Origin of the sequence: Streptomyces sp. NPDC059224 (assembly GCF_042754285.1) — a bacterium.
Taxonomy (GTDB): Bacteria; Actinomycetota; Actinomycetes; order Streptomycetales; family Streptomycetaceae; genus Streptomyces.
Window position 1 is genome coordinate 1 of the sequence record NZ_JBHZAN010000077.1, and the last position, 20,920, is coordinate 20,920.

The 20,920-nt window shown below is 69.2% G+C and carries 15 protein-coding genes and 1 tRNA gene; 10 read left to right on the top strand and 6 right to left on the bottom strand.

Annotated features, from left to right (window positions below; genetic code table 11):
* The first annotated feature begins 123 nt into the window (after positions 1-123).
* Positions 124-816, top strand: coding sequence for a GAF and ANTAR domain-containing protein (locus tag ACFXI4_RS43860; RefSeq protein ID WP_385003098.1), 693 nt, complete (start codon positions 124-126; stop codon positions 814-816).
* A 155-nt stretch (positions 817-971) separates the two neighbouring features.
* On the opposite strand, the gene ACFXI4_RS43865 is transcribed toward ACFXI4_RS43860, so the two are convergent.
* Positions 972-1,044, bottom strand: a tRNA-Arg gene (locus ACFXI4_RS43865).
* Positions 1,045-1,364: 320 nt separating this feature from the next.
* Between ACFXI4_RS43865 and ACFXI4_RS43870 the strand changes: the two genes are divergently transcribed.
* The 5 genes from ACFXI4_RS43870 (at position 1,365) to ACFXI4_RS43890 (ending at position 8,232) form a co-directional block, all read left to right on the top strand.
* Entirely contained in the window at positions 1,365-2,972 is a 1,608-nt protein-coding gene (locus tag ACFXI4_RS43870) for a dynamin family protein (protein ID WP_385003101.1), read from the top strand.
* Positions 2,973-3,263: 291 nt separating this feature from the next.
* Positions 3,264-5,333, top strand: a complete 2,070-nt coding sequence (locus tag ACFXI4_RS43875; protein WP_385003135.1) for a GTPase — start codon at positions 3,264-3,266, stop codon at positions 5,331-5,333.
* A 299-nt stretch (positions 5,334-5,632) separates the two neighbouring features.
* The gene (locus tag ACFXI4_RS43880) at positions 5,633-6,100 is read left to right on the top strand and encodes a single-stranded DNA-binding protein (RefSeq protein ID WP_385003104.1); all 468 of its coding nucleotides are present in this window, start codon (positions 5,633-5,635) and stop codon (positions 6,098-6,100) included.
* Between the two features lie 365 nt (positions 6,101-6,465).
* A complete protein-coding gene (locus tag ACFXI4_RS43885) occupies positions 6,466-7,854 on the top strand; it encodes a Cys-Gln thioester bond-forming surface protein (RefSeq protein ID WP_385003107.1) in 1,389 nt (462 codons plus the stop codon).
* A gap of 36 nt (positions 7,855-7,890) precedes the next feature.
* Entirely contained in the window at positions 7,891-8,232 is a 342-nt protein-coding gene (locus ACFXI4_RS43890) for a hypothetical protein (RefSeq protein WP_385003110.1), read from the top strand.
* Between the two features lie 21 nt (positions 8,233-8,253).
* Here ACFXI4_RS43890 and ACFXI4_RS43895 read toward each other — a convergent pair whose 3' ends face one another.
* Entirely contained in the window at positions 8,254-8,673 is a 420-nt protein-coding gene (locus ACFXI4_RS43895; RefSeq protein WP_385003113.1) for a hypothetical protein, read from the bottom strand.
* A gap of 124 nt (positions 8,674-8,797) precedes the next feature.
* Here ACFXI4_RS43895 and ACFXI4_RS43900 point away from each other — a divergent pair, with 124 nt between their 5' ends.
* From ACFXI4_RS43900 to ACFXI4_RS43915, 4 genes are all read left to right on the top strand, one after another.
* Complete coding sequence (locus ACFXI4_RS43900) at positions 8,798-9,850, top strand: WD40 repeat domain-containing protein (RefSeq protein ID WP_385003116.1); 1,053 nt, start codon at positions 8,798-8,800, stop codon at positions 9,848-9,850.
* Positions 9,851-10,242: 392 nt separating this feature from the next.
* The gene (ettA, locus tag ACFXI4_RS43905; RefSeq protein WP_362720282.1) at positions 10,243-11,907 is read left to right on the top strand and encodes an energy-dependent translational throttle protein EttA; all 1,665 of its coding nucleotides are present in this window, start codon (positions 10,243-10,245) and stop codon (positions 11,905-11,907) included.
* 6 nt (positions 11,908-11,913) lie between these two features.
* Positions 11,914-12,324: a thioesterase family protein gene (locus ACFXI4_RS43910; protein ID WP_351935378.1), complete on the top strand. Its 411-nt coding sequence runs from the start codon at positions 11,914-11,916 to the stop codon at positions 12,322-12,324.
* Complete coding sequence (locus ACFXI4_RS43915; RefSeq protein WP_385003120.1) at positions 12,321-12,989, top strand: hypothetical protein; 669 nt, start codon at positions 12,321-12,323, stop codon at positions 12,987-12,989. Before ACFXI4_RS43910 ends, ACFXI4_RS43915 begins: the two co-directional genes overlap by 4 nt.
* Positions 12,990-13,092: 103 nt before the next feature.
* Here ACFXI4_RS43915 and ACFXI4_RS43920 read toward each other — a convergent pair whose 3' ends face one another.
* From ACFXI4_RS43920 to ACFXI4_RS43935, 4 genes are all read right to left on the bottom strand, one after another.
* A complete protein-coding gene (locus ACFXI4_RS43920) occupies positions 13,093-18,276 on the bottom strand; it encodes a hypothetical protein (protein WP_385003123.1) in 5,184 nt (1,727 codons plus the stop codon).
* On the bottom strand, positions 18,269-18,910 hold the full coding sequence (locus tag ACFXI4_RS43925; protein ID WP_385003126.1) for a hypothetical protein: 642 nt from the start codon (positions 18,908-18,910) through the stop codon (positions 18,269-18,271). Before ACFXI4_RS43925 ends, ACFXI4_RS43920 begins: the two co-directional genes overlap by 8 nt.
* Before the next feature lie 127 nt (positions 18,911-19,037).
* Positions 19,038-19,640, bottom strand: a complete 603-nt coding sequence (locus tag ACFXI4_RS43930) for an RNA polymerase sigma factor (RefSeq protein ID WP_385003129.1) — start codon at positions 19,638-19,640, stop codon at positions 19,038-19,040.
* A complete protein-coding gene (locus ACFXI4_RS43935; protein WP_385003132.1) occupies positions 19,637-20,410 on the bottom strand; it encodes a hypothetical protein in 774 nt (257 codons plus the stop codon). Before ACFXI4_RS43935 ends, ACFXI4_RS43930 begins: the two co-directional genes overlap by 4 nt.
* Between the last annotated feature and the right edge of the window lie 510 nt (positions 20,411-20,920).

Sequence of the window (20,920 nt, forward strand, 5' to 3'; positions counted from 1 at the left end):
GCATCTCGCACCCGACGGCACAGGAGACTTCTGACAACGATGTCAGGATCCTGGTTCCTCCGAGGCCGGAGCCCGTCCCGTGGCATGCTGAGAGCCGGACGGACCGAGAGGCGGCGGACGCGAATGGACTGGGCCGGGTTCGCTCAGCAGCTGGCGTCGATGGCGCGGGATCTGCTGGCACAGGAGTCGGTCGACGCCACGCTGGCCCGGATCACCGAATCGGCCACCGAGCTGGTGGAGGGCTGCGACGCGGCCGGGAACCTGGTGCTGCACGGCGGCAAGGAGGTCCGGACGCTCGCCCCGACCGACCAGCTGGTCGTCGACAGCGACCGGCTCCAGGAGCGGCTGGGCGAAGGTCCGTGCTTCGACGTCGCACGGGCGGAGAACGACGAGCGGGTGTTCCGCATCCGGGACTTCACCCGGGAGCAGCCCCGCTGGCCCGAATACGCCCCCGCCGCCCACCGGCTGGGCGTGGGCAGCATGATGGGCTTCCTGCTGTACACCGAGGACGAGGAACTCGGCGCGCTGAACGTCTACTCCCGCCGGCCCGGCGCCTTCACCGAAGCCAGTGAACTGGCCGGCTGGCTGCTGGCCTCCCACGCCGCGGTCGCCTTCTCCAGCGCCCGTACCCAGGCCCAGCTGGAACACGCCGTCACCACCCGGCACGTGATCGGCGAGGCCATGGGCATCCTGATGGGCGGCCACCACCTCACCGAGGAGCAGGCCTTCGGTGTACTGCGCCGCTACTCGCAGGAGAACAACATCAAGCTCCGCGAGGTCGCCCGCCGGGTCTGCGAGGAGGGTCCGCTGTCCTGAACGCGGTGGCCGGTTGGTCGCGCGCGGCGTCGACTACGAGCCTTTCTCGGCTGCCCCCGGCGCCCGCGCCCGTGATCGGCGAGGCCCTGCCCGAACGCCTCCGGAACCCGGCACGGCCTGCGGTTTCCCGTGAAGGCGGACGGTTGCGGAGTGGGCGCCCCCGGCAGGACTCGAACCTGCGGCCAAGCGCTTAGAAGGCGCCTGCTCTATCCACTGAGCTACGGGGGCCGGCTGTGCTGGCCTCGTACGTACTGCCCCGGTCGGGCCGGTCCGTGACGTTGCCGGGGACAAGGATAGAACTCCCCGGTCCTCGTCCCGGTTGCTTCGCCTCCGTGGCTCAATGTGGAGGTTCGGTGAAGCGGTCCTGATAATCGCAGGCAGGTACGAATCGTGCATCGCTTTTGGCGCCCGACGCACCGGGTGTTGTGCACTCGTTATGCCTGGACTGTGCCTCCGTCCCAGTCGTCCCTTCCGCCCGTTGTGTTCTGTCGGCGCGCAGACATGTCTATATGCTTCAGAATTCCCCTAAAATTGGGCATTCTTCGCATGTGGTGACCTTGGACGTACGGCCCCAGCTGCTCGACACACTCTCCGCTCTGCGCGACCGTGTCGCCGCCGCACGCTTTCCGTTGCCCCTGGCGGGGGCCGCACGCGCGCGTGCCAATCGCGACGAACTGCTCGCCCAGCTCGACGACTATCTGGTGCCCCGGCTCAAAGAGCCCGACGCGCCGCTTCTGGCCGTCGTGGGCGGATCGACCGGTGCCGGCAAGTCGACCCTCGTGAACTCCCTGGTGGGCCGCCGCGTCAGTGAGGCGGGTGTGCTGCGGCCCACCACCCGCACACCGGTCCTGGTCTGTCATCCGGAGGACCATCACTGGTTCAGCGGCATGCGCGTGCTGCCCGACCTCACACGCGTGTGGGTGCCGCACCAGGAGCCCGGCGACGACCCCCTCCTCCCCGGCGAGAATCCCGGACGCGTGCTGCGTGTCGAGACCGTCGACAGCCTCCCGCGCGGACTCGCCCTCCTCGACGCCCCCGACATCGACTCCCTGATCGTCGACAACCGTTTTCTCGCGGCCGAGCTCATCTGTGCCGCCGACATCTGGGTGATGGTCACGACGGCCGCGCGGTACGCCGACGCCATCCCCTGGCATCTGCTGCGCACCGCCAAGGAGTACGACGCCACCCTGGTGACCGTCCTCGACCGGGTCCCGCACACGGTCGTCTCCGAGGTCTCCCGGCAGTACGGCGCCCTTCTCACCAAGGCCGGGCTCGGCGAGGTGCCCCGGTTCACGGTGCCCGAGCTGCCCGAGTCCGCGTGGGGCGGCGGGCTGCTGCCGGCCACCGCCGTCGCCCCGCTGCGCGCCTGGCTCCTGCAGCAGGCCCAGGACCCCGGCGCCCGCCGCCAGACCGTGGCCCGCACCGCCCACGGCGTCCTCGACTCCCTCAAGGCCCGGCTGCCCGAGCTGGCCGGCGCCGCCGCCGCCCAGTACGCCGCGGCCCTGCGGCTGAACTCCGCCGTCGAGACGGCCTACGACAGCGAGCACGCGCGCGTGCGCGGCCGGCTGCAGAACGGCACCGTCCTCGCCGGTGACGCCCTCAAGCGCTGGCGCGCCTTCCCCGTCGACTGCGCCGCAGGCGAACTCCTCGACGCCCTGGTGGAGGGCCTCGCCGCGCTGCTGCTGTGCGCCGTCACCGCCGCCGACGAACGCATCGACGACTCCTGGCGCCGTGAGCCCGCCTCCACCGCCCCCGGACTCACCGACCGCGACCCCTCCCTGGAGAGCGCCGAGCACCGCATCGGCCTCGCCGTCCGGCGCTGGCGGCGCGAGCTGGAGGAGTACGCCGACGACGAGGTGCGCGAGCTGGACCGCAGTGTCGCGCCGGACTCCGAGGCGGTCGCCGCCCTGGTGGCCACCGCGCTGCTCGGCGGGCGCCGCACCCGGGCGGCGGGGGAGCGGCTCGCCGAACGCATCGGCGCCCACGGCGCGCTCCGGCTGCGCGACCGGGCGGGACGACTGCTCGGGGAGCACGTGGACCGCGTCATGCACACCGAACGCGAACGCCGGCTCGCCCCGTTGGACGCCCTGGACGTCCACCCCGAGCCCCAGGCCGAACTCATCGCCGCCCTGTCCGTCCTCCAGAAGGAGAGGTGACCGGTGACCGCCGTCACTGACCACGACCACACGGATCGCATGGAACGCACGGATCACACCGGTGACTGCACAGGCGACCGACCGGGTGACATCACCGGTGGCTGTTCCGGTGACCTCGAAGGCGCCGTGCCCGCGCCGGACGCCGCGCCGGACGCGGGACGGGAGCCGGGACGGGAGCCGGGACCACAGGCGAGGCGGCAGCCGGGCCGGGAGTCCGTGCCGGACCGCGCCCGCGACGCTGGTCCCGACCCGGTGAAGGCCGCTGCGAAGGACACCGCGAAAGGCACCGTCATGGAGTCGGTCAAGGATTCGGGGAGGGACTCGCGGAAGGTCCCGGGGCGGGACTCGGCAACGGGTCCGGCGATGGGCGCGGGGACGGGCGCGGGGACCGGCTCCGCGCCGGATCGCCCGCCGGGCGCCGTGAAGGACCGTACGGGTGCCTCGTCGCCGCGCCTCGCGAAGGACCCCGTACCGGAGAGGGCCGAGGACCGGCGGGACGGCACCGCGGCGGCGCCGGCGGCTTGTGCCGAGGGCGCCGCGGAGAGCGACACCGAGACCGTCCCGCACGCGCGCGTGCGGGAGCAGGCGGAGCCGGAGCGGCGGGAGCAGGCGGAACGGCGGGAGCCGCTGGAGCCGGGTGACGACGGCCAGGCCGCCGACGAGGACGTCTGGGACGACGGTCTCATCGCCCGCCGGGTCACCGAGACCGCCAGACCGGCCGTCCCCGTCCCGGAGACCCGGGGCCCGGGCGCCCCGCCCCCCGCCCCGCTGGCGTACGAAGGCCGGCTGCGCGCCCGCCTCGACGCGCTGCGCGAACTCGTCGGCCTGTCCCGCACCCGCCTCGACAGCCAGACCCTCTCCGAGGCCGGACGGGTCCTGGACGAGGCCGCCGCCCGGCGCCGGCTCTCCGGCCAGCACACCGTCGTCGCCATCGCCGGTGCCACCGGAAGCGGCAAGTCACAGCTGTTCAACGCGCTCGCCGGAGTCGCCATCTCGGAGACCGGCGTACGGCGTCCGACCACCGCCGCGCCCATCGCGTGCAGCTGGAGCGACGGCAGTGCGGCCCTCATCGACCGGCTCGGCATCCCGGGCCGGCTGCGCCGCCGCCCCGTACACAACCCGGAGGCGGACGCGCAACTGCGCGGGCTGATCCTGATCGACCTGCCCGACCACGACTCGGCCGTGGTCCAGCACCGCGACCACGTCGACCGGATCCTGAAGCTGGTGGACGCGGTGATCTGGGTCGTCGACCCCGAGAAGTACGCCGACGCGGTGCTCCACGAGCGCTATCTGCGGCCCCTGTCCGGGCACGCGGAGGTCATGTTCATCGTCCTCAACCAGACCGACCGGCTCCCCGGCGAGGCCGCCGACCTGGTCCTGGACGATCTGCGCCGGGTGCTCGACGAGGACGGCGTCGCGCTCGGCGAGTACGGCGAACCGGGCGCCACGGTGCTCGCGCTGTCCGCGCTCACCGGCGACGGCATCGGCGAACTGCGTGAGTCCCTCGGTCAGTTCGTCTCCGAGCGGGGCGCGGCGGCCCGCCGGGTCGCCGCCGACGTCGACGCCGCCGCGGCCCGGCTGCGGCCGGTGTACGCCACCGGGCACCTCCCCGGACTCAGCGAGGAGGCGCGCGACGACTTCGCCGGCCGGCTCGCCGACGCGGTGGGTGCCACCGCCGCCGGCGAGGCCGCCGAACGCGCCTGGCTGCGCAATGCCAACCGGGCCTGCGGTACCCCCTGGCTGCGGCTGTGGCGCTGGCACAAGGGGCGCGGCGAGCAGCAGCCCACGGGGCGCCTGCAGCAAGCCCAGCCGGAGGAGGAGGCCACCGCACGGCAGCGCGTCGAGCAGGCGGTGCGCACGGTCTCCGACCGGGCCTCGGCAGGCCTGCCCGCGCCCTGGGCGCTGGCGGTGCGGGAGGCGGCCGTGCGCGGCTCGCAGGGGCTGTCGGAGACGCTCGACGGCCTGGCCGCCCAGGCCGGGCTGCCACCGGGGCGGCCGCCGCGGCCGGGCTGGTGGCCGGTGGCGGTGCTGGCCCAGGCCGCGATGACGCTTCTCCAGGTGGTCGGTGGACTGTGGCTGGTCGGGCAGATCGCCGGGGTGATGGCGCCCAACCTGGGCGTGCCGGTGCTTCTGATGGTCGCCGGGATCGTCGGCGGGCCGCTGGTCGAGTGGGGCTGCCGGATCGCGGCCCGGGGACCGGCGCGGCGGTACGGCCTGGAGGCGGAACGCAGGCTGCGGGAGGCGGCGGCCGGGTGCGGCCGGGCCCGGGTGCTGGATCCGGTGGCGGCGGAGCTGCTGCGCTACCAGGAGGTGCGGGAGCAGTACGGCAGGGTGACGCGGACCGGCGCCGGGGTGGGGTGACGACGGCCGCTGTGCGCGGGCCCGGGGTGGGGTGGGGTCCACCGGTCGCCGGTCAGCAGACCGTTGGTCCGTGACGGGTGAGGTGCGTCCTGGCGGATGCGGGTCACCCGTCCGGGTGGCGCGGTTTTCCCCAGGCCGTCGGTGGTCCACAGCGCTCAGCGGGTCCGGCCCGGCGACGGCAGTCTGGGTCCCGCGGCGATCGCCACGAAGGCGGCCGCCGCGATGGACACAGCCGTACGGGACGGGCCCGTAGGCGGATCCGCCCCGGCCCCGGCGGCCGGGCGAGGGAGGGGTTCGTGATGAACGAGACGTTGGTCTGCGCGGTGGGAAACGTGGCGACGCAGCCGGTCTACCGGGAGTTGGCGGCGGGACCGTCGGCGCGCTTCCGGCTGGCGGTGACCTCGCGTTACTGGGACCGCGAGAAGAACACCTGGACGGACGGCCACACCAACTTCTTCACGGTGTGGGCGAACCGGCAGCTCGCCACCAACGCGGCGGCCTCGCTGTCCGTCGGTGACCCGGTCGTCGTGCAGGGGCGGCTGAAGGTGCGCACCGAGTCCCGGGAGGGCCAGCAGTGGACCTCCGCCGACATCGACGCGGTGGCGATCGGCCACGACCTGGCACGCGGTACGGCCGCCTTCCGGAGGGCCGGGAGGCCGGATACGGCGGCACCGGCGCCACCCTGCCCGGAGCCGGACTGGGAGACCCCGCGGGAGTCCCCCGGCACTCCCGCACGGCAACAGCCGGAACCGGTGACGGTGCCATGAAATCGCCTCGGACGAAGGCCTGTTCGGCATAGCCCACCCGAACTGCGGCTCAGCAAAGACACCTTGACGGTCTGTCGACGAGGGTACTTGCAAGTGCCCACCCCGACAATCAGATGGATTTGTCGACAACCGCCGCTCATCCGGCACCAGGCGATAACGATTACGGATCGGATCGCTCATCCGACCATCTCACCGGGATTGAGCGGTCCGGCTGATCCATAGGATGCCGGGCGTGGCCCCTGGGGTAGCCGATTCTGCTGGTGGGACCACCCCCCGCGGTCAAGGGGTCCTGCTCGAAGGGGAATTCTGTGCTCGCTGCGTTCTCTGGTCCCTCGGCGCCCGGTGCGTCCGCCAGGCACTCCGGTATGTCCGTGCCCGCGAGAGGCGTGACCCGCCTCGCCGCCGCCGCACTGGCGTCCGGGCTGGTGGCCGCCGCCGTGCTGACCGGCGCGGGCCGGGCCGCGGCCGACGACGGCACCGGGCAGAGCCAGAGCGGGGCGACGGCCACCATAGGCGGCCTGAAGACCTACGGCGAGGCCGTCGTGCACGGCGACAGCGGCGACGAGCAGGTGGCCGCGGGCCTGTTCGAGATGTCCGTGGACGGCGGCGGCACCCTCCAGACGTACTGCGTCGACCTCCACAACCCCACCCAGCGGGACGCCAAGTACCACGAGACGGCCTGGAGCGGCACCTCACTGGGCGCCAACACGAACGCCGGCAAGATCCGCTGGATCCTGCAGAACTCCTACCCGCAGGTCAACGATCTCGCCTCGCTCGCCCGCGAGGCCGGGGTGGGCACCCTCACCGAACAGGACGCTGCGGCCGGCACCCAGGTGGCGATCTGGCGCTACTCCGACGGCGCGGACGTCGACGCGGTGGACCCGCAGGCCGAGAAGCTCGCCGACTACCTGGAGAGGAACGCCCGCGGCCAGTCGGAGCCGGAAGCCTCGCTGACCCTGGACCCGCCCGCGGTCTCCGGCCGGCCGGGCGACCTGCTGGGCCCGGTCGAGGTCCACACCAACGCGCGCACCGTCACCGTGGTCCCGCCCGCCGACGCGGCCCTGAGCGGCGTACGGATCACCGACCGGAGCGGCAGGCCGGTCACCACGGCCCAGGACGGCGGCGAGCTGTACTTCAAGGTCCCCGACGACGCCACGGACGCGTCCGCCGAACTCACCGTGCAGGCGTCGACCACCGTCCCGGTCGGCCGCGCCTTCACCTCGGAGAGCCGCAGCCAGACGCAGATCCTGGCCGGCTCCAGCGAGTCCACGGTGGCCGCGACCGCGAACGCGACCTGGGCGGAGCAGGGCGCGATACCGGCACTGTCGGCCGAGAAGAACTGCGCCGCGGGCGGCGTGGACATCACCGCGGCCAACACCGGCGACCAGCCGTTCACCTTCGAGCTGATGGACACCGAGCACACCGTCCCCGCGAACACCTCGCGGACGGTGACCATCCCGCTCCAGGAGGACCAGGTCTACGACTTCACGATCACCGGCGCCAACGGCCTCGAACGGCGCTTCACCGGCGTCTTCGACTGCAAGACCCAGGCCGCCGAGAGCGGGCTCACCACCCAGACCCTCAGCGAGCCCAGCCCCGCCTCGGTCGGCGGCACCGCCTCCGACGTCAACCTCGCCGCGACCGGCGGCGACTCCGCGACCGGTGTGATCACCGGCGTGGCCATCGGCCTGGTGGTGATCGGCGGCGCGGTCCTGGTGATCCTGCGCCGCAGGGAGAATCCGACGGGCGACTGACCCCCGCCGCAGGGCCGCGCAGGGCAGTATGACCCCATGACCAAGTCGCCTTCGGTGCTCTCCCTGTGGTCCCAGGACTCGGTCCTGTCGATCGGCTCGGTGGGATCCGTCCTGTCCATCGGGTCGGTCGGCTCGGCCCTGTCCGTCGGCTCGATCGGCAGCGCCCTCTCGGTGGGCTCGATCGGCTCGGCGCTGTCGCTGATCTCGGCGGGCTCATGGCTGAGCACGGGATCCGTCCTGTCGGCCCAGTCCCGCTGGTCGGTCCTCTCCTGGCGCTCCTCCCACGCCTACCGCACGGCCGGAGCCGTGACCGCGGCGGCGGCGACAGCCGTCCTCCTCCACCGAGCCCTCCAGAAGCCTGTGCCCGACCGCGGCTGATTCCCCCGACGGCCCCTGTGCTCAGAGCTCGATGCGGTCATAGGTGCCGTCGTGGAAATTGAAGGTCTTCACGTCCAGGGCGTACTCGTCGCGTATGTGGCCGCCGTAGCCCTGCTGTGCGACGTGCGGCGCGATCAACTCCAGCAGCGCATCAAGCTGGAGCGTGAGGTCGTCGATCCATTCCATACGGACGAACAGTTCCCAGGCGTGGGGTTCCCCCGATGCCGTCAGCTCCTGAACCGTGCGACGAAGGCACACGATGTCCCCGCCGGGCAGGCGGCGGCCGCCGGGGAGGAGCGACGGGTAAGGATGATCTCCCCGATCCAGGTCATGCGGGCGGTTGTCCTCCATGCCCACATGCCAACGCAGTGCCTCCAGCACGGAAGCCGGAGTGTCGCTGCGGAGGAAGCACGAGAAGACGACTTCGTAGTGATCACTCATGGCGCGTATTTTGTGCGATCCCACTGACACTGCCACTGGCGTGACAGGAGCCGCGGTATGGAACCGCTGACCCAGTGAGCCCCGGCCGTAAGTGGTCCGGGCGGTTCGCCGCCGCCGGGCACGGATGGGCCGCCGAGTTCGTGCGACAGCGGCAGATGCAGGACGACGCGGCTGGTCGACACGGTTGAGATCGCCTTCTGCGCGGGGGATTTACCGTTGGGGTGTGAAGCCCCAGCCGATCCGTACGTCGCACATTCAGGTCATCAAAACCGGCAGAACCTACGGCGCCTGGCCCCTGCTCGCCGAAACTGCCGAAGGCCGACTGGTGGTGTTGTCGTCCTCCCACGGCGGATCCCGATGTTCTCGGTGGGACCCGGAGACCGGGCGCGAGGTGTGGTCCGTCGAATTCTACGCGGGCGGTGGCCCCGGCAGGGCTGTCACGTGTCCACCCGGCGGCGGCGCGGTACTGGCCTCGGCGGGTGAGGACGGAGTCGAGCGCCTGGACGCCTTGACCGGCGAGGAACTGTCCAGCCCCTACATGGAACAGGTGGGGACCGTCTGGGACGTCGCCGCTGGCCTGTTGCCGGGTGGGCGCCGGTTCTTCGCCGGCGCCGGTCACAACCATCGGGTCTTCCGCTGGGACGCCATGAGCGGCGAGCCGCTGGGCGCACCTCTGACGGGGCACCGAGGCTGCGTCATGGCCGTGACAGCCATCCCAGGGCTGGACGGCACTGGGGTAATCGCATCAGGTGACGAGAATGGGGTCGTCTTGCGATGGGACCCCGAGACCGGCGAGCGGATCGGGAGGCCCCTCACCGGAGCCAGTGCCAGGATCAGCCAGATCACCTCGCTGGTCCTGCCGGCGGGCCCCACCCTCCTCGTCGCCACGGACTCCGACAGCACCTTGTGGCGCTGGGATGCGTCAACCGGTGAACCGGTCGGGGAGCCGATATCGCTGGGCTCGGAGTACCCAAAGGTGGCCCCGGCTGTGGTGGATGGTGCCGCGCGGCTGTTCACCTCGGGGAGCGACGGCATGGTCCGTGAGTGGGAGGCGGCAACCGGCGAGTTGATCGGGACCCCGTGGGCTGGAACCGACATCGAAGTACTCGTACGTGCCGACGGCAGCACGTTGTTCGCCACAGGGTCGCCCGAGGGCGACATCAGCTTGTACGAGTGAGGGTTGCGCACCGGTGCAGCGTGGCGCGCCTACGCCTTGCCGTGCTCCAGCGCTTGCCCGCCGACGGGTGCTTTCAGCCCCGGGCGGCAACCGGCACAGCGTCGGCTGCCCAGGGCCCGCTTGGCGGGGAGGTCACAGGTGACGACCATCAGGTGAAGGTCAGAAGAGGATGGTGGGGGCCGGTTCGAGTGAAGTCTTCGAGCCGTCTCCGGCAACGCAGGGCGCCCGAGGCCACCCGGCGGCGACCGACAGTGACGGACAAACCACACCCCGAAGCGGTAAAACCCCAGGTCAAAGGGTCCACGCCAAACGGGTTAACACTCAACGCTGGACGTCAGGCAAGATGGGGTGTATCTGCCCACTGCCAGATTCAAGCTGCCGGACGGTTTCTCTTGGCTGAGTTCATTTACACCATGCGCAAGGCGCGCAAAGCGCACGGCGACAAGGTGATCCTCGACGATGTCACCCTGAGCTTCCTGCCGGGGGCGAAGATCGGCGTCGTCGGCCCGAACGGCGCCGGTAAGTCGACCGTGCTGAAGATCATGGCGGGGCTGGAGCAGCCGTCCAACGGTGACGCCTTCATCTCGCCCGGTTACAGCGTCGGCATCCTCATGCAGGAGCCCACGCTCACCGAGGACAAGAGCGTCCTGGAGAACGTCCAGGAGGGCGTCGCCGAGATCAAGGGCAAGCTCGACCGGTTCAACGAGATCGCCGAGCTGATGGCGACCGACTACTCGGACGCGCTGCTCGACGAGATGGGCAAGCTCCAGGAGGAGCTGGACCACGCGAACGCCTGGGACCTCGACGCCCAGCTGGAGCAGGCGATGGACGCGCTCGGGTGCCCGCCCGGCGACTGGCCCGTCACCACGCTCTCCGGTGGCGAGCGGCGCCGCGTGGCGCTGTGCAAGCTTCTGCTGGAGGCCCCCGACCTGCTGCTCCTCGACGAGCCCACCAACCACCTCGACGCCGAGTCGGTGAACTGGCTGGAGCAGCACCTCGCCAAGTACGCGGGTACCGTCGTGGCCATCACCCACGACCGGTACTTCCTCGACAACGTCGCCGAGTGGATCCTCGAGCTCGACCGCGGGCGTGCCTACCCGTACGAGGGCAACTACTCCACCTACCTGGAGACCAAGGCGACCCGTCTCAAGGTCGAGGGCCAGAAGGACGCCAAGCGGCAGAAGCGCCTCAAGGAGGAGCTGGACTGGGTCCGCTCCAACGCCAAGGGGCGGCAGGCCAAGTCCAAGGCCCGTCTGGCGCGGTACGAGGAGATGGCCGCCGAGGCCGACAAGATGCGGAAGCTGGACTTCGAGGAGATCCAGATCCCGCCGGGTCCGCGCCTGGGCAACGTCGTCGTCGAGGTCGACAAGCTGAACAAGGCCTTCGGGGAGAAGGTCCTCGTCGACGGGCTGTCGTTCACGCTGCCCCGGAACGGGATCGTCGGGGTCATCGGCCCCAACGGCGCCGGCAAGACCACCCTGTTCAAGATGATCCAGGGCCTGGAGACGCCGGACGCCGGTGACATCAAGGTCGGGGAGACCGTCAAGATCTCCTACGTCGACCAGGGCCGGTCCAACCTCGACCCGAAGAAGACGCTGTGGGAGGTCGTGTCCGACGGGCTCGACTACATCAACGTCGGCCAGGTCGAGATGCCGAGCCGCGCGTACGTGTCGGCCTTCGGGTTCAAGGGCCCGGACCAGCAGAAGCCGACCGGCGTGCTCTCCGGCGGTGAGCGCAACCGCCTCAACCTCGCGCTCACCCTCAAGCAGGGCGGCAACCTGCTGCTCCTCGACGAGCCCACCAACGACCTCGACGTGGAGACCCTGTCCTCCCTCGAGAACGCGCTGCTGGAGTTCCCCGGGTGCGCCGTGGTCGTCTCCCACGACCGCTGGTTCCTGGACCGGGTGGCCACCCACATCCTCGCCTACGAGGGCGAGTCCAAGTGGTTCTGGTTCGAGGGCAACTTCGAGTCGTACGAGAAGAACAAGATCGAGCGGCTCGGCCCGGACGCCGCGCGTCCGCACCGTGCCACCTACAAGAAGCTGACCCGGGGCTGATCACACTTGCGTCACCACTACCGCTGCCCCCTGCGCTGGTCCGACATGGACGCGTACGGCCATGTCAACAACGTGGTCTTCATCCGCTACCTGGAGGAAGCCCGCATCGACTTCCTGTTCCGTCCGGAAAAGGATTTCAAGCAGGGGTCGGTGGTGGCCCGCCACGAGATCGACTACAAGCGGCAGCTCGTCCACCGGCACCACCCGGTGGACATCGAGCTGTGGATCACCGAGATCCGGGCCGCCTCCTTCACCATCACCTATGAGGTGAAGGACGACGACACGATCTACGTACGCGCCTCCACGGTGGTCGTTCCCTTCGACTTCGAGACGGGCCGGCCGCGCCGGATCACCGCCGACGAGCGGGACTTCCTGGAGGAGTACCGGGACGACAAGGAGGAGGCCGTCGCCGCATGACGGTGCTCCACCTGGCTGACGAGGGGGAGGCGGCGGATCTCGCGGCCTTCCTCTCCCGGCTGCTGCACTACGACCGGTCGGCCGCGGTACGCCTCCAGGCGGCCGGCACCGCGCTGGCCGTCTTCGGGCGTCCGCCGTCCTTCGAGGTGCTGGCGATCCGCGCGGTCCGGCTCGCCAAGCCGTACGAACGGGGCCTCGACGTCACGCTCGATGTGACCGTCTCCGCGGGGGAGTTGCTGGAGTCCGTGGACGAGCGGGCGGCCACGGCCGGGGTGCCGCAGGCGGTCACCGGGCCGCCGTGGGCGGGTGTGCTGCCGCCGCGCGGTGGCTGGCAGGCGGAGCCGGGACTGCCCGCGCCGCAGGCGCTGCAGGCCACCGTGGCGGCCGCGGTGGGTGAATTCCGGTCCCGTACCGCGGAGTTGGCGCCCCAGAGCCGCACCCGGGCCGAACTCGACCGGATCGGGCGGGACATCTGGTCCCGGACCGTGGGCGGCACCCGGCTTCCGGTACGGGCCGTGCACGCGGCCCAGTCGCTGCGTTTCCTGCGTCCGGCCGACGAGGCCGTGCTGCTCTCCTCGGGGGCCTGGCTGCGGCTGCGCACGCCGTTCGGGTCGATCGCCGTACGGCGGGCGGGACTCGGGGCGCTGGACGTCAGCGTCCGCTGAGCCTTCTCATCGACGTCTGACCAGACGCCGGTGTGGTCCGGTTCCCGTTCCAGGGTTCCAGGTGCCGCAAACCCAGGGCCCCCTGCTGGTCTGCACACAGGCATCAGTGTCCCTCTGAGTGCGCCCTGGCAACCTCCTCCACGGCGCGCAGCAGGATGGTCCCGGAGGGGCGGCCGATGGTCAGTTGGTACTCGCCCAGTTTCGTGAGCTCCTCGAGATCATCCTCGGCGAACGCGCTGCGTAGTTCGGCATCTTGGACTGCTCTGTGGAGGAGTTGAACCTGCCAGCGCAGGGAGGCGCGGCGCAACAAAGTGTTGAGTCGGCCGGGAGGCGGGGTTTCGGGCGGAGCAAGCTCGGAGTGGACAAGGAGCCGGGCTGGCTCGGTCCAGGCAGCGGCATCATCCAGGAGCCAGCACTCAGGGTCCGGGAACCGGCCGAGGCAACCCTCCACCCACGCCGCGATCTCCGGGCGGCGGCAGTCGACGGCGATGCGGTCGAGAATGGCGTCGGGGTCGGGTACGCTGCCGCCCGCCTCACGTGTGATGCGGATGAGCCAGCCGACCTCTCGCCAGTGAGCTTCGGGGTCACGGACGTAATGTCGGCTCACCTGGTTTGACAGGGCGTCGGCGGCGGCCTTGATATGGCTCTCGAACGTATTGGGGCGCGTTTCCATGAGTGCCAGCAGCAAATTGACCGCGTCCGCCACCTCGACACGCGCCACCGCATCCACGGGAAGAGCAGCAGCCATGCTGTCGGCGCTGCCGGCAGGTCCCCATATGTCAAGAGCCCGGATGAAGGCGGGTGCCATGGCCAGGTCACGCGACAGGCCACGGCCGAGCCGGGAGGCGATACCGCCCAGGTCGAGGCTGCCGGCGAGTCGTTCAGCCAGCGCCGGACCGTCTTCCCCTGACGCGGCGAAACCGCAGATCAGGCTCTGTGCGGTAGCCGGGGAGCGGAAATCGCGTGCCTCGGCCTGCCACCTCCTGAAAAGCCTGTCCCGGTGGAGTTTGGGAAGGTGAAGTCTGGTGTCCGCCATCATCCGTAGCTGGATGCCTAGTTGTTCCGGTTCATCGGTGTCGAGCAGTGCGCGTATCCGACGCTCCCAGTTTTCTCCGTTGGACACGGCGGTGCCCATGCTTCGGCCCGTCTCCCCGTCGATGGTCCGGACGGCGTAGATCAGTTCCACGGTCTCCGCGGGCTGGATGAAGCGACGCTCGGCGAGTCCCGCCAACCCACGGTGAGGCGGGACCACTGCCGCTCGCCGTCGTTGCAGCATGGCTATCCGGGCGGGCGATGGACCCTTCGGGATTTCATGGTCCTGGCCCCCCTCCAGACGGGTTTCGGTAACCAAGGCTTGACGGACGGACAGCCTGCCGCCGTACTTGGTCTCCGGCCGGTACAGAGCGTCGAGCTCCCGCAGGCAGTCGACGGCAAACTCCGGAGCGAGTTGGTGCAGTATGTGCAGAGCCTGGCTCCACTGCCCTGGGTGGTACAACCGCTTGAGTCGCTCCGCCCACCATTTGGTGCTGCTGTCGACAGCTCGCAGTACCCCTTCTTCCCGGTCTTGGAGAACGATCCCCATGTCTCGCAGCAGTCGGGTGAAGGCGCGCAAGGCAATAAGAGACTTGAGCACGCTGCCGCCCCGCAGCTCCGGCTTCGACTGCTCCAGCCAGTCCTGATCCAGGAAGCTGTCGACGAACTTGTCGTCCATGGTCCGATGCAGGGCACGTGCCAGATCCATGTATGCCCCGCGCGCATCAAGCGAGTAACTGCGCGTCATGCGGTCCAGGAGCTGTTTGTCCTGGATCCTGTCGGCGAGCAAGTCGAGGAAGACCGGTCCCACCGTTGGGTGCTGCCCAAGGAGGAGCGCCAGCCGAGGACCGTGCTCCTTCTGGCTGTCCCGGATTTCGGTCACTACTACGTCGGCACAGCGATGAAGAAGCGCCCTCAGTGTCACCGGCGGGATGTTCGCTTCCAGCAGTGCGCTGACAACCGCCAGTACGACACTTCCACGGTTCTCGTGCTGAAGCGACTTGTTGACGAACTCCTCCAGGCGGGCACACAGGCGGGCGGCGGCGCTGTCCGGACCGCCGGGCCCCCAGAGCATGTCTACCGAGGCGACGGCCGATACCACATGGCCGACACCCTTGAGGTCGCCCATTTCGATGACTCTGTGCACAAGCGCGTCGAGGGTCTCCTGATTGGTCGTCGCCTCTCTGCCCGGCCGGTACAGGATCCGCAGGACGGTGTGCGTGTCGACCCTGCCGAGCCGGCGTACGAGCTGGGCCACGTGCCAAGGGGTGAGTCCGTCCGGTTCCGTGCGGCGCAGGGTCGTCCTGAGCCACGTATCCATTTCGGAGGCCTGGACGATAATTCGGGCAGCGCTCAGGTCGATCTGTTCCAGCTGCGAAAGACCGATAATGACGCTGGTCGGCAATGAACTGTTCAGGGACCTGGCCGCTTCCGCGCCCCACCGCCGGAGTTGGTCCGTCGTGCCTGCCGGGCGATCGAGCAGAAGACGGAGAGCGGCACGCGCGAAGACGAGTCCGGCGTCGTTCGGGGTCTCCGCGGTGAGAAGGCGCTTCACACCGGATGCCCGTACGAACTGGTTGACCACCGCTCCACGGTCGTCGCCGTATTTCATCGACGCATCCACGAGTCTCACCACCGCGCGATAGTGCTCCACCTGCCTCGGGTCGCAACGCGTGGTGGCCCCCACCGCCAAGGCCAGGATCTCCCTCCTGGTCGTCTCCTCCCACAGGCGGCCAAGTTCCTGTACGAAGAAAAGGCCCTGCACGGGGTCGGTACGGACCAATACCCTCCGCATACCTCGGCTGAGCTGTTCCAGTACCTCCTGGTACTTCCGGCGGATCCCCCAGTCAGCGAAATCGCGATATGAGCGGATGGCGCGCAGGCAGGTGCCCGCCTGGCGGGGGTTCATAGCCTGCCAGCCGGCGGCGAAGATACAGCGGATAAGCGTCTCGAACAGCCGCTGGCGTTCTTTGTCCGGCCCATCGGATCCGCAGGCGAGCAAGGCGTTCGCCACCACCGCCGGAGGGGCGTCCGCCGCAATGAGCGCCAGTGTCGGGTACGACACCTCGAGGAGGCGTAGATGCAGACCGTCGTCCATGGTCTTTGCCGCTTTGAGCAGTCCGGTGATGAAGCGTGTCAACACCTCGTCGTAGACCCGTGGTTGCTCGCGGATCAGCTCTGCCAGCGCCTCGTATTGGGCGTCAGCGGTCCGCTTCCATTCGCGCTCCGTGGGGTCGGTCATCCCCTCCTCGGAGGCAAGCAGCGCACGGCAGGTAGCGCTGCGGTAGATGTACCAGCGCCCCATGCGATCGCGCTGTGCTCCGGCGCGCATGAGCCGGTCGGCGGGCATGCCGCCGAGAAAGGCCTCGGGTACGGAGATCCGCAGCAGGCTGGCAGCGGCGACCGTCTTCATCTGCTTCAGCCACTTGCGGGTGGCCCGGTTGTGTGCCCGCCGAACGTAGGCACGTCGGACTGCGGTGAACGTGTCCGCCTCGCCACGTGGCGGTGTGCCACCCTGTGTCTCCGTGCGTTCGGCGGGGGTGATCGCCGTCGCTGCCCGGGCGAGCGTCGCAGGCCGATCGCCGCTTCCCGGGTCGGACAACTGCCACCCTTTTCGAAGCAGACGCACCAGCCACCAGATGTCGCCGTCAGAGCTCCTGAGGGCGATGGAAAGACTCGAGTCGTCCTGGCTCAGGTCGTTCAGACGCGCAAACTGTTTGCTGAACTTCCGCAGATCATCGGGGCGGTACAGGCTGGGCACGGTAGCCAGCCCGTTGGTTTGCCATCTATTTCCACCTAAATACAGGCAGACGGCGATGATGGTAGAGGAGGTCTGTTCGGCTGCCGACGGAAGCACCGCGTCGAGATCTGCGGAGTCCTCGTAGGGTATGAGGTCTTCCAGGATCACAAGGGCAGGGGTGCCGGGCCGAATCTGCTGCGCGTACCTGGCGAGACCGATGACGTGCTGCAGAACGTCCGCCGTCGGCAGAGTGCCGTCGTTCAGCCTGATTTCAACAACGGGTGTCCCGTGTTCTGTGGCCCATGTCAATGCCGCCTGCCTGGCGGCAGTCGTTCGTGCCGACGACCGAGGGCCGCCCACCACGATGGCCGGTGCGCCGGCTTTGACACGTACGAGGATGTCGTCGACAACCTCCAGCCTGACCGGTGTGAAGTCCCAGTCGTCGTCCGTAGCTACGTTCCGCACGTCCGTGACCGTGCATACCTCGTGCTCGAGGTGGCGTAGTCCGCACTGTGCGGCACGCGACAACGCGTCGTACCAGGATGGCCCCCACAACTGAACACCGATGTCGGGCAGTTGCCAGGACTGGAGCAGCGGCAGCAGGTCCAAGTCGTGCTCGCGCGCAGCTCGCTTCTTGGCGACGAGCTGCCCGTCTGTCGGCAGACTGCCCAGGGTACCGTCGTCCCGGATCTCACCAGTGACGAGTTGCCTGGGGGAGGGGAGACCCAGCAGACGAGCAGTGAGCGCGACTGCGGTCGGTGCGCTGGCCGAAGTGTCGTCTGGTCGGATAGACGGAGGAATCCCGTCGAATGTGACGTCGTACTGCTGCCAGCGCTCAATGTTCTCCTGAGGTACGCCTACTCCCTCGGCGAATTTGAGTGCAGCGCGGCAGGCAGCTCCCACAGCCTGACTGAACTTCGCTGTCGGCTGGTGGTTCGCAGCCGGCGCCGGGCCGGCGGTGTCGCGGGGGCGGAGCACCATTTCCACCAGGAATCCAGAGCCACGGCTGTGCACCATGGGAAAGACCACGGTGATCTCACTGTCCGGCTCCGGATCGGGCACCGTCGGCTCTGCAGCGGCCGGACTCTGCGATGCGTCACCGCGCGTCAGGTCGGTCCATTCCCGCTCCAGCATCATCAGCAGGAACCATTCAGGGCCGGCCTTCAAGCGCTGGAGAATCTCGTCCCACACCGGTGTCCCTGATGTCAGTCGCCGGCGGAGCAGGCCCAGGCCACCGGGTTCGCCCACCGTGCCGTCTCCTGTCGGACCCAGCCAGGAGGGGACGCGGCGCAACCCCGCTGTGCTGTCCTCCTTGAGGTTCTGGAAGGCACTCACGACCTCACGCAGATCTCTCGAAAGCCGGGAAAGTCCCTTGGTCGCGGTGTCGGGGGCGTTCTCACTCTCGCGGACCGACACCTCGTCGACGCTGAAGTCCAGTTGCAGGAGGGCGGTCTGCAGGTGCAGTGCGCGTTCCCATTGCCGCCGCCACATCCCAGGAAGTGTCCCGTCAGGCATCGTCCCTCCTACCCAAGCCAAGTTTGTCGCGCAACAGAATCGAAGGGGGCTCGGCGTCGGGGTTTGCGAGGATGTAAGGCTCCTCGTTCCTCGGCAGGGCTTCCATCGACTCCACCACCACCACGTCGTGGGTGCCGCTCCGCTGCCAGAGCAGGTAATCTCCACCAGCGCGGAAGACCTCGACCGTGGCTTCGGCCGTTCCGGAGTCCGGCGCGAGGCTGTAGGTGACGAAGCGGTTCTCGCCCTGCTGCTCCTGGTCGGTGGCGGCAGCCGCGAGCGTGTGGTCTCCGGCCGGTACGACACGGGCGATACGCCGGAGCCGCCCGCCGGACCACCCGCTGGGCGTGACAGCAGAGGTTCCCTCCGGCCACTCACTCACCAGTCGCTCGGACAGGAGCCGGCCGCGTTCGGTCAGCCCGCGGGATGGCCCGGTCTCCACCAGACGCAGAGCCTCCAGTACCAGTCGGGAGCCTGGTCCCAGCGTGTCGAGGGCGAGCCGCTGTCCGGTACGGGTCAGGTAGGCGAGTTGAGCGAGAAAGTCGGCGAGCCTTTGAGGCACAGCCTGGATCAGTTCGTCGAGTTCCGCCGCACTGTCGGGGCGATCTACGCTTGATGTGCTGTCAAACCGTTCCATTAGGCACCTCTCACTGTCCCCACCGTGGTTCGATTCGTCGGCCCCGAGACGGGCCCACTGACGAGTACGGAAAACGGTCGTCCTGTGGCCACCGTTTTTGAGATCCGGATGGGAATCAACCGAGGTTCTAAAGGTGCTTCCGGAACCGTGCGAGCGCGTTGGCGACCGTCGTCTTGCTGATTCCGATACGCAGGGCGACCTCACGGCTCGTCGGCGGCTTGCCGCTGAGGTGCGCGAGGTCGAGCCAGGCGGACACCACCTCCAGAACCATCCGGTCGTCGCTGGCGCGCTCAAGCGCTTGGCGGATTGTCGCGGCGGAGGCGAGCGAGTCGAGCAAACGGGTGACCTGGTCATCGTCGACCTCCCAGGGAACGGCGGAGTCCGCAAGAGGGACGGTCTCTGGGCCCCTCACGCCGTCCCGGACGATGTTCATGGCGATGGTGACGAGGTAGCCGGCCGGGGAATGGTGCTCGTCAACCCGATCAGCGCGTACGGCTTTGACGAACCTTTCGAACGCCTCCTGCGCGACATCCTCGGGGTCCCGTCCCGCTTCCCGGACCCGTTGGCCGAGTAGTCGTGGCAGGGTTGTTGTCACGTTGGCCAGCGCGACGGCGAGGCTCTCCTCCTCGCCCGACGTGAGGACTTCGGTGCCGTCCTGGGTCTTCAGCAGCCTCGTGATGGTGGCGCAGTCGACGGCGAACTGGGTCTGCTGGGAGACGGTGTCCGTCACCGGCCCTCCTTCGTCTCGTTGTTGTTGGACGGCCTACTCCACCGGCGCTGCGCCAACTCGTCGACTATCGACTCGGCGAGTACGGTGCCGGCCCTCCTGCGGGCACGGTCATTTGCGAAGGGGTCGATCACCAGGTCCATCTGCGCCCTGAGCGAGTCCAACCTGTCCTGAAGAGCCTTGCGCTCTTTGACGGAGTGCGTCCCGCCCAGGTCCTTGCTGAGGGCGCCTTCGACCTCCTCCGCGGTCAACAGGAGTCCCTTCAAGCCACCGGGCCCGGCCATGCGCAGCGAGAACACGAACACTTCGATGGCCCGGCGTGCACGTGCGTCGAAGCGTCGGCACGCCTGCCGGTAAATCCAGGAAAGCACCGAGGCGGCCTGTGCGGCCTCGGGAACGTGGCCGGCCCGCACCCGGGTACGCGCGTCGGCGCGCAGCAGCGCCGAGGCCGTCACGCCCGCAGCCAGCCCCTCCGCTAGCTGCTGGGCTATGCCGACGTTGGTGGAGACTGCCTGGCACACCAACAGTGCGACAAAAACCGGTACGAGGGCGAGCAACGCACGACGCCAGACGTAGCCCCACCAGCCGAGCCAGCGGCGCCAGAACGCCGTATCATCTGTATCGAACGCCAGTTCGCTAAGTAGCATGGCGGTCAATGCCGCACTCAAAGTTACGGTTGCGGTCACGTCTCCCTCATCGGGTCGGCTGGTCGGCATGTTGAAGACGAGTACGGCCGATGTCGACAGGCTGGCCAACCGGAAGTAGGAGAACATGGCGTGCCGGGCTCGAGTCTCGTAACCCCCATGCCTACGAACCCAGTTGACCCGGCTGTCGGGTACGTCCCCGCGGGCAGCATGGCACACGCCGGTACATACAGGGGCGAGTCCGAGGGAAATACGGGCAATCTCGGAGGTCCCCTGCGGTCACGAGGGGGCCTCAACGTGACTGCCCGAGCTGGAGTGGGGTACCTGGCCGCGGCCTTGGGCTCGTCGAACCAGTCGTGACGCGCGCCGCCGCCATCCTTTTGGCGATTGGCCTGTGCACCAGCGGCTGGGTGCGTCTGGTGACAGAACTTCCTTCGGGGGCGTCTCGTTGTGACTGACGCAGGCCCAGAGTGCGTCTTAGCCTCGCGCTTTCACGAAGCGAGCTGTCCGGCAGGCGGTCAGGAAAGCAGAAAGTGCCTCTGACCAGCAAGAATGAGGATTGTCGAGGTCCTTGTTCCTGCCACCGCCGGAGGCACTTCCCAGGTGAAGCACTCTATCGGGTCCTATCCCCGTGTCCGC

Excerpts from the sequence above, each read along its gene's own strand:
- ACFXI4_RS43875 (WP_385003135.1), top strand. The coding sequence starts at position 3,264 with ATGGAGTCGGTCAAGGATTCGGGGAGGGACTCGCGGAAGGTCCCGGGG.
- ACFXI4_RS43860 (WP_385003098.1), top strand. The coding sequence starts at position 124 with ATGGACTGGGCCGGGTTCGCTCAGCAGCTGGCGTCGATGGCGCGGGAT.
- ACFXI4_RS43880 (WP_385003104.1), top strand. The coding sequence starts at position 5,633 with ATGAACGAGACGTTGGTCTGCGCGGTGGGAAACGTGGCGACGCAGCCG.
- ACFXI4_RS43935 (WP_385003132.1), bottom strand. The coding sequence starts at position 20,410 with ATGTTCTCCTACTTCCGGTTGGCCAGCCTGTCGACATCGGCCGTACTC.
- ACFXI4_RS43920 (WP_385003123.1), bottom strand. The coding sequence starts at position 18,276 with ATGCCTGACGGGACACTTCCTGGGATGTGGCGGCGGCAATGGGAACGC.
- ACFXI4_RS43885 (WP_385003107.1), top strand. The coding sequence starts at position 6,466 with ATGTCCGTGCCCGCGAGAGGCGTGACCCGCCTCGCCGCCGCCGCACTG.
- ACFXI4_RS43925 (WP_385003126.1), bottom strand. The coding sequence starts at position 18,910 with ATGGAACGGTTTGACAGCACATCAAGCGTAGATCGCCCCGACAGTGCG.
- ACFXI4_RS43900 (WP_385003116.1), top strand. The coding sequence starts at position 8,798 with ATGGGCCGCCGAGTTCGTGCGACAGCGGCAGATGCAGGACGACGCGGC.
- ACFXI4_RS43890 (WP_385003110.1), top strand. The coding sequence starts at position 7,891 with ATGACCAAGTCGCCTTCGGTGCTCTCCCTGTGGTCCCAGGACTCGGTC.
- ACFXI4_RS43915 (WP_385003120.1), top strand. The coding sequence starts at position 12,321 with ATGACGGTGCTCCACCTGGCTGACGAGGGGGAGGCGGCGGATCTCGCG.
- ACFXI4_RS43895 (WP_385003113.1), bottom strand. The coding sequence starts at position 8,673 with ATGAGTGATCACTACGAAGTCGTCTTCTCGTGCTTCCTCCGCAGCGAC.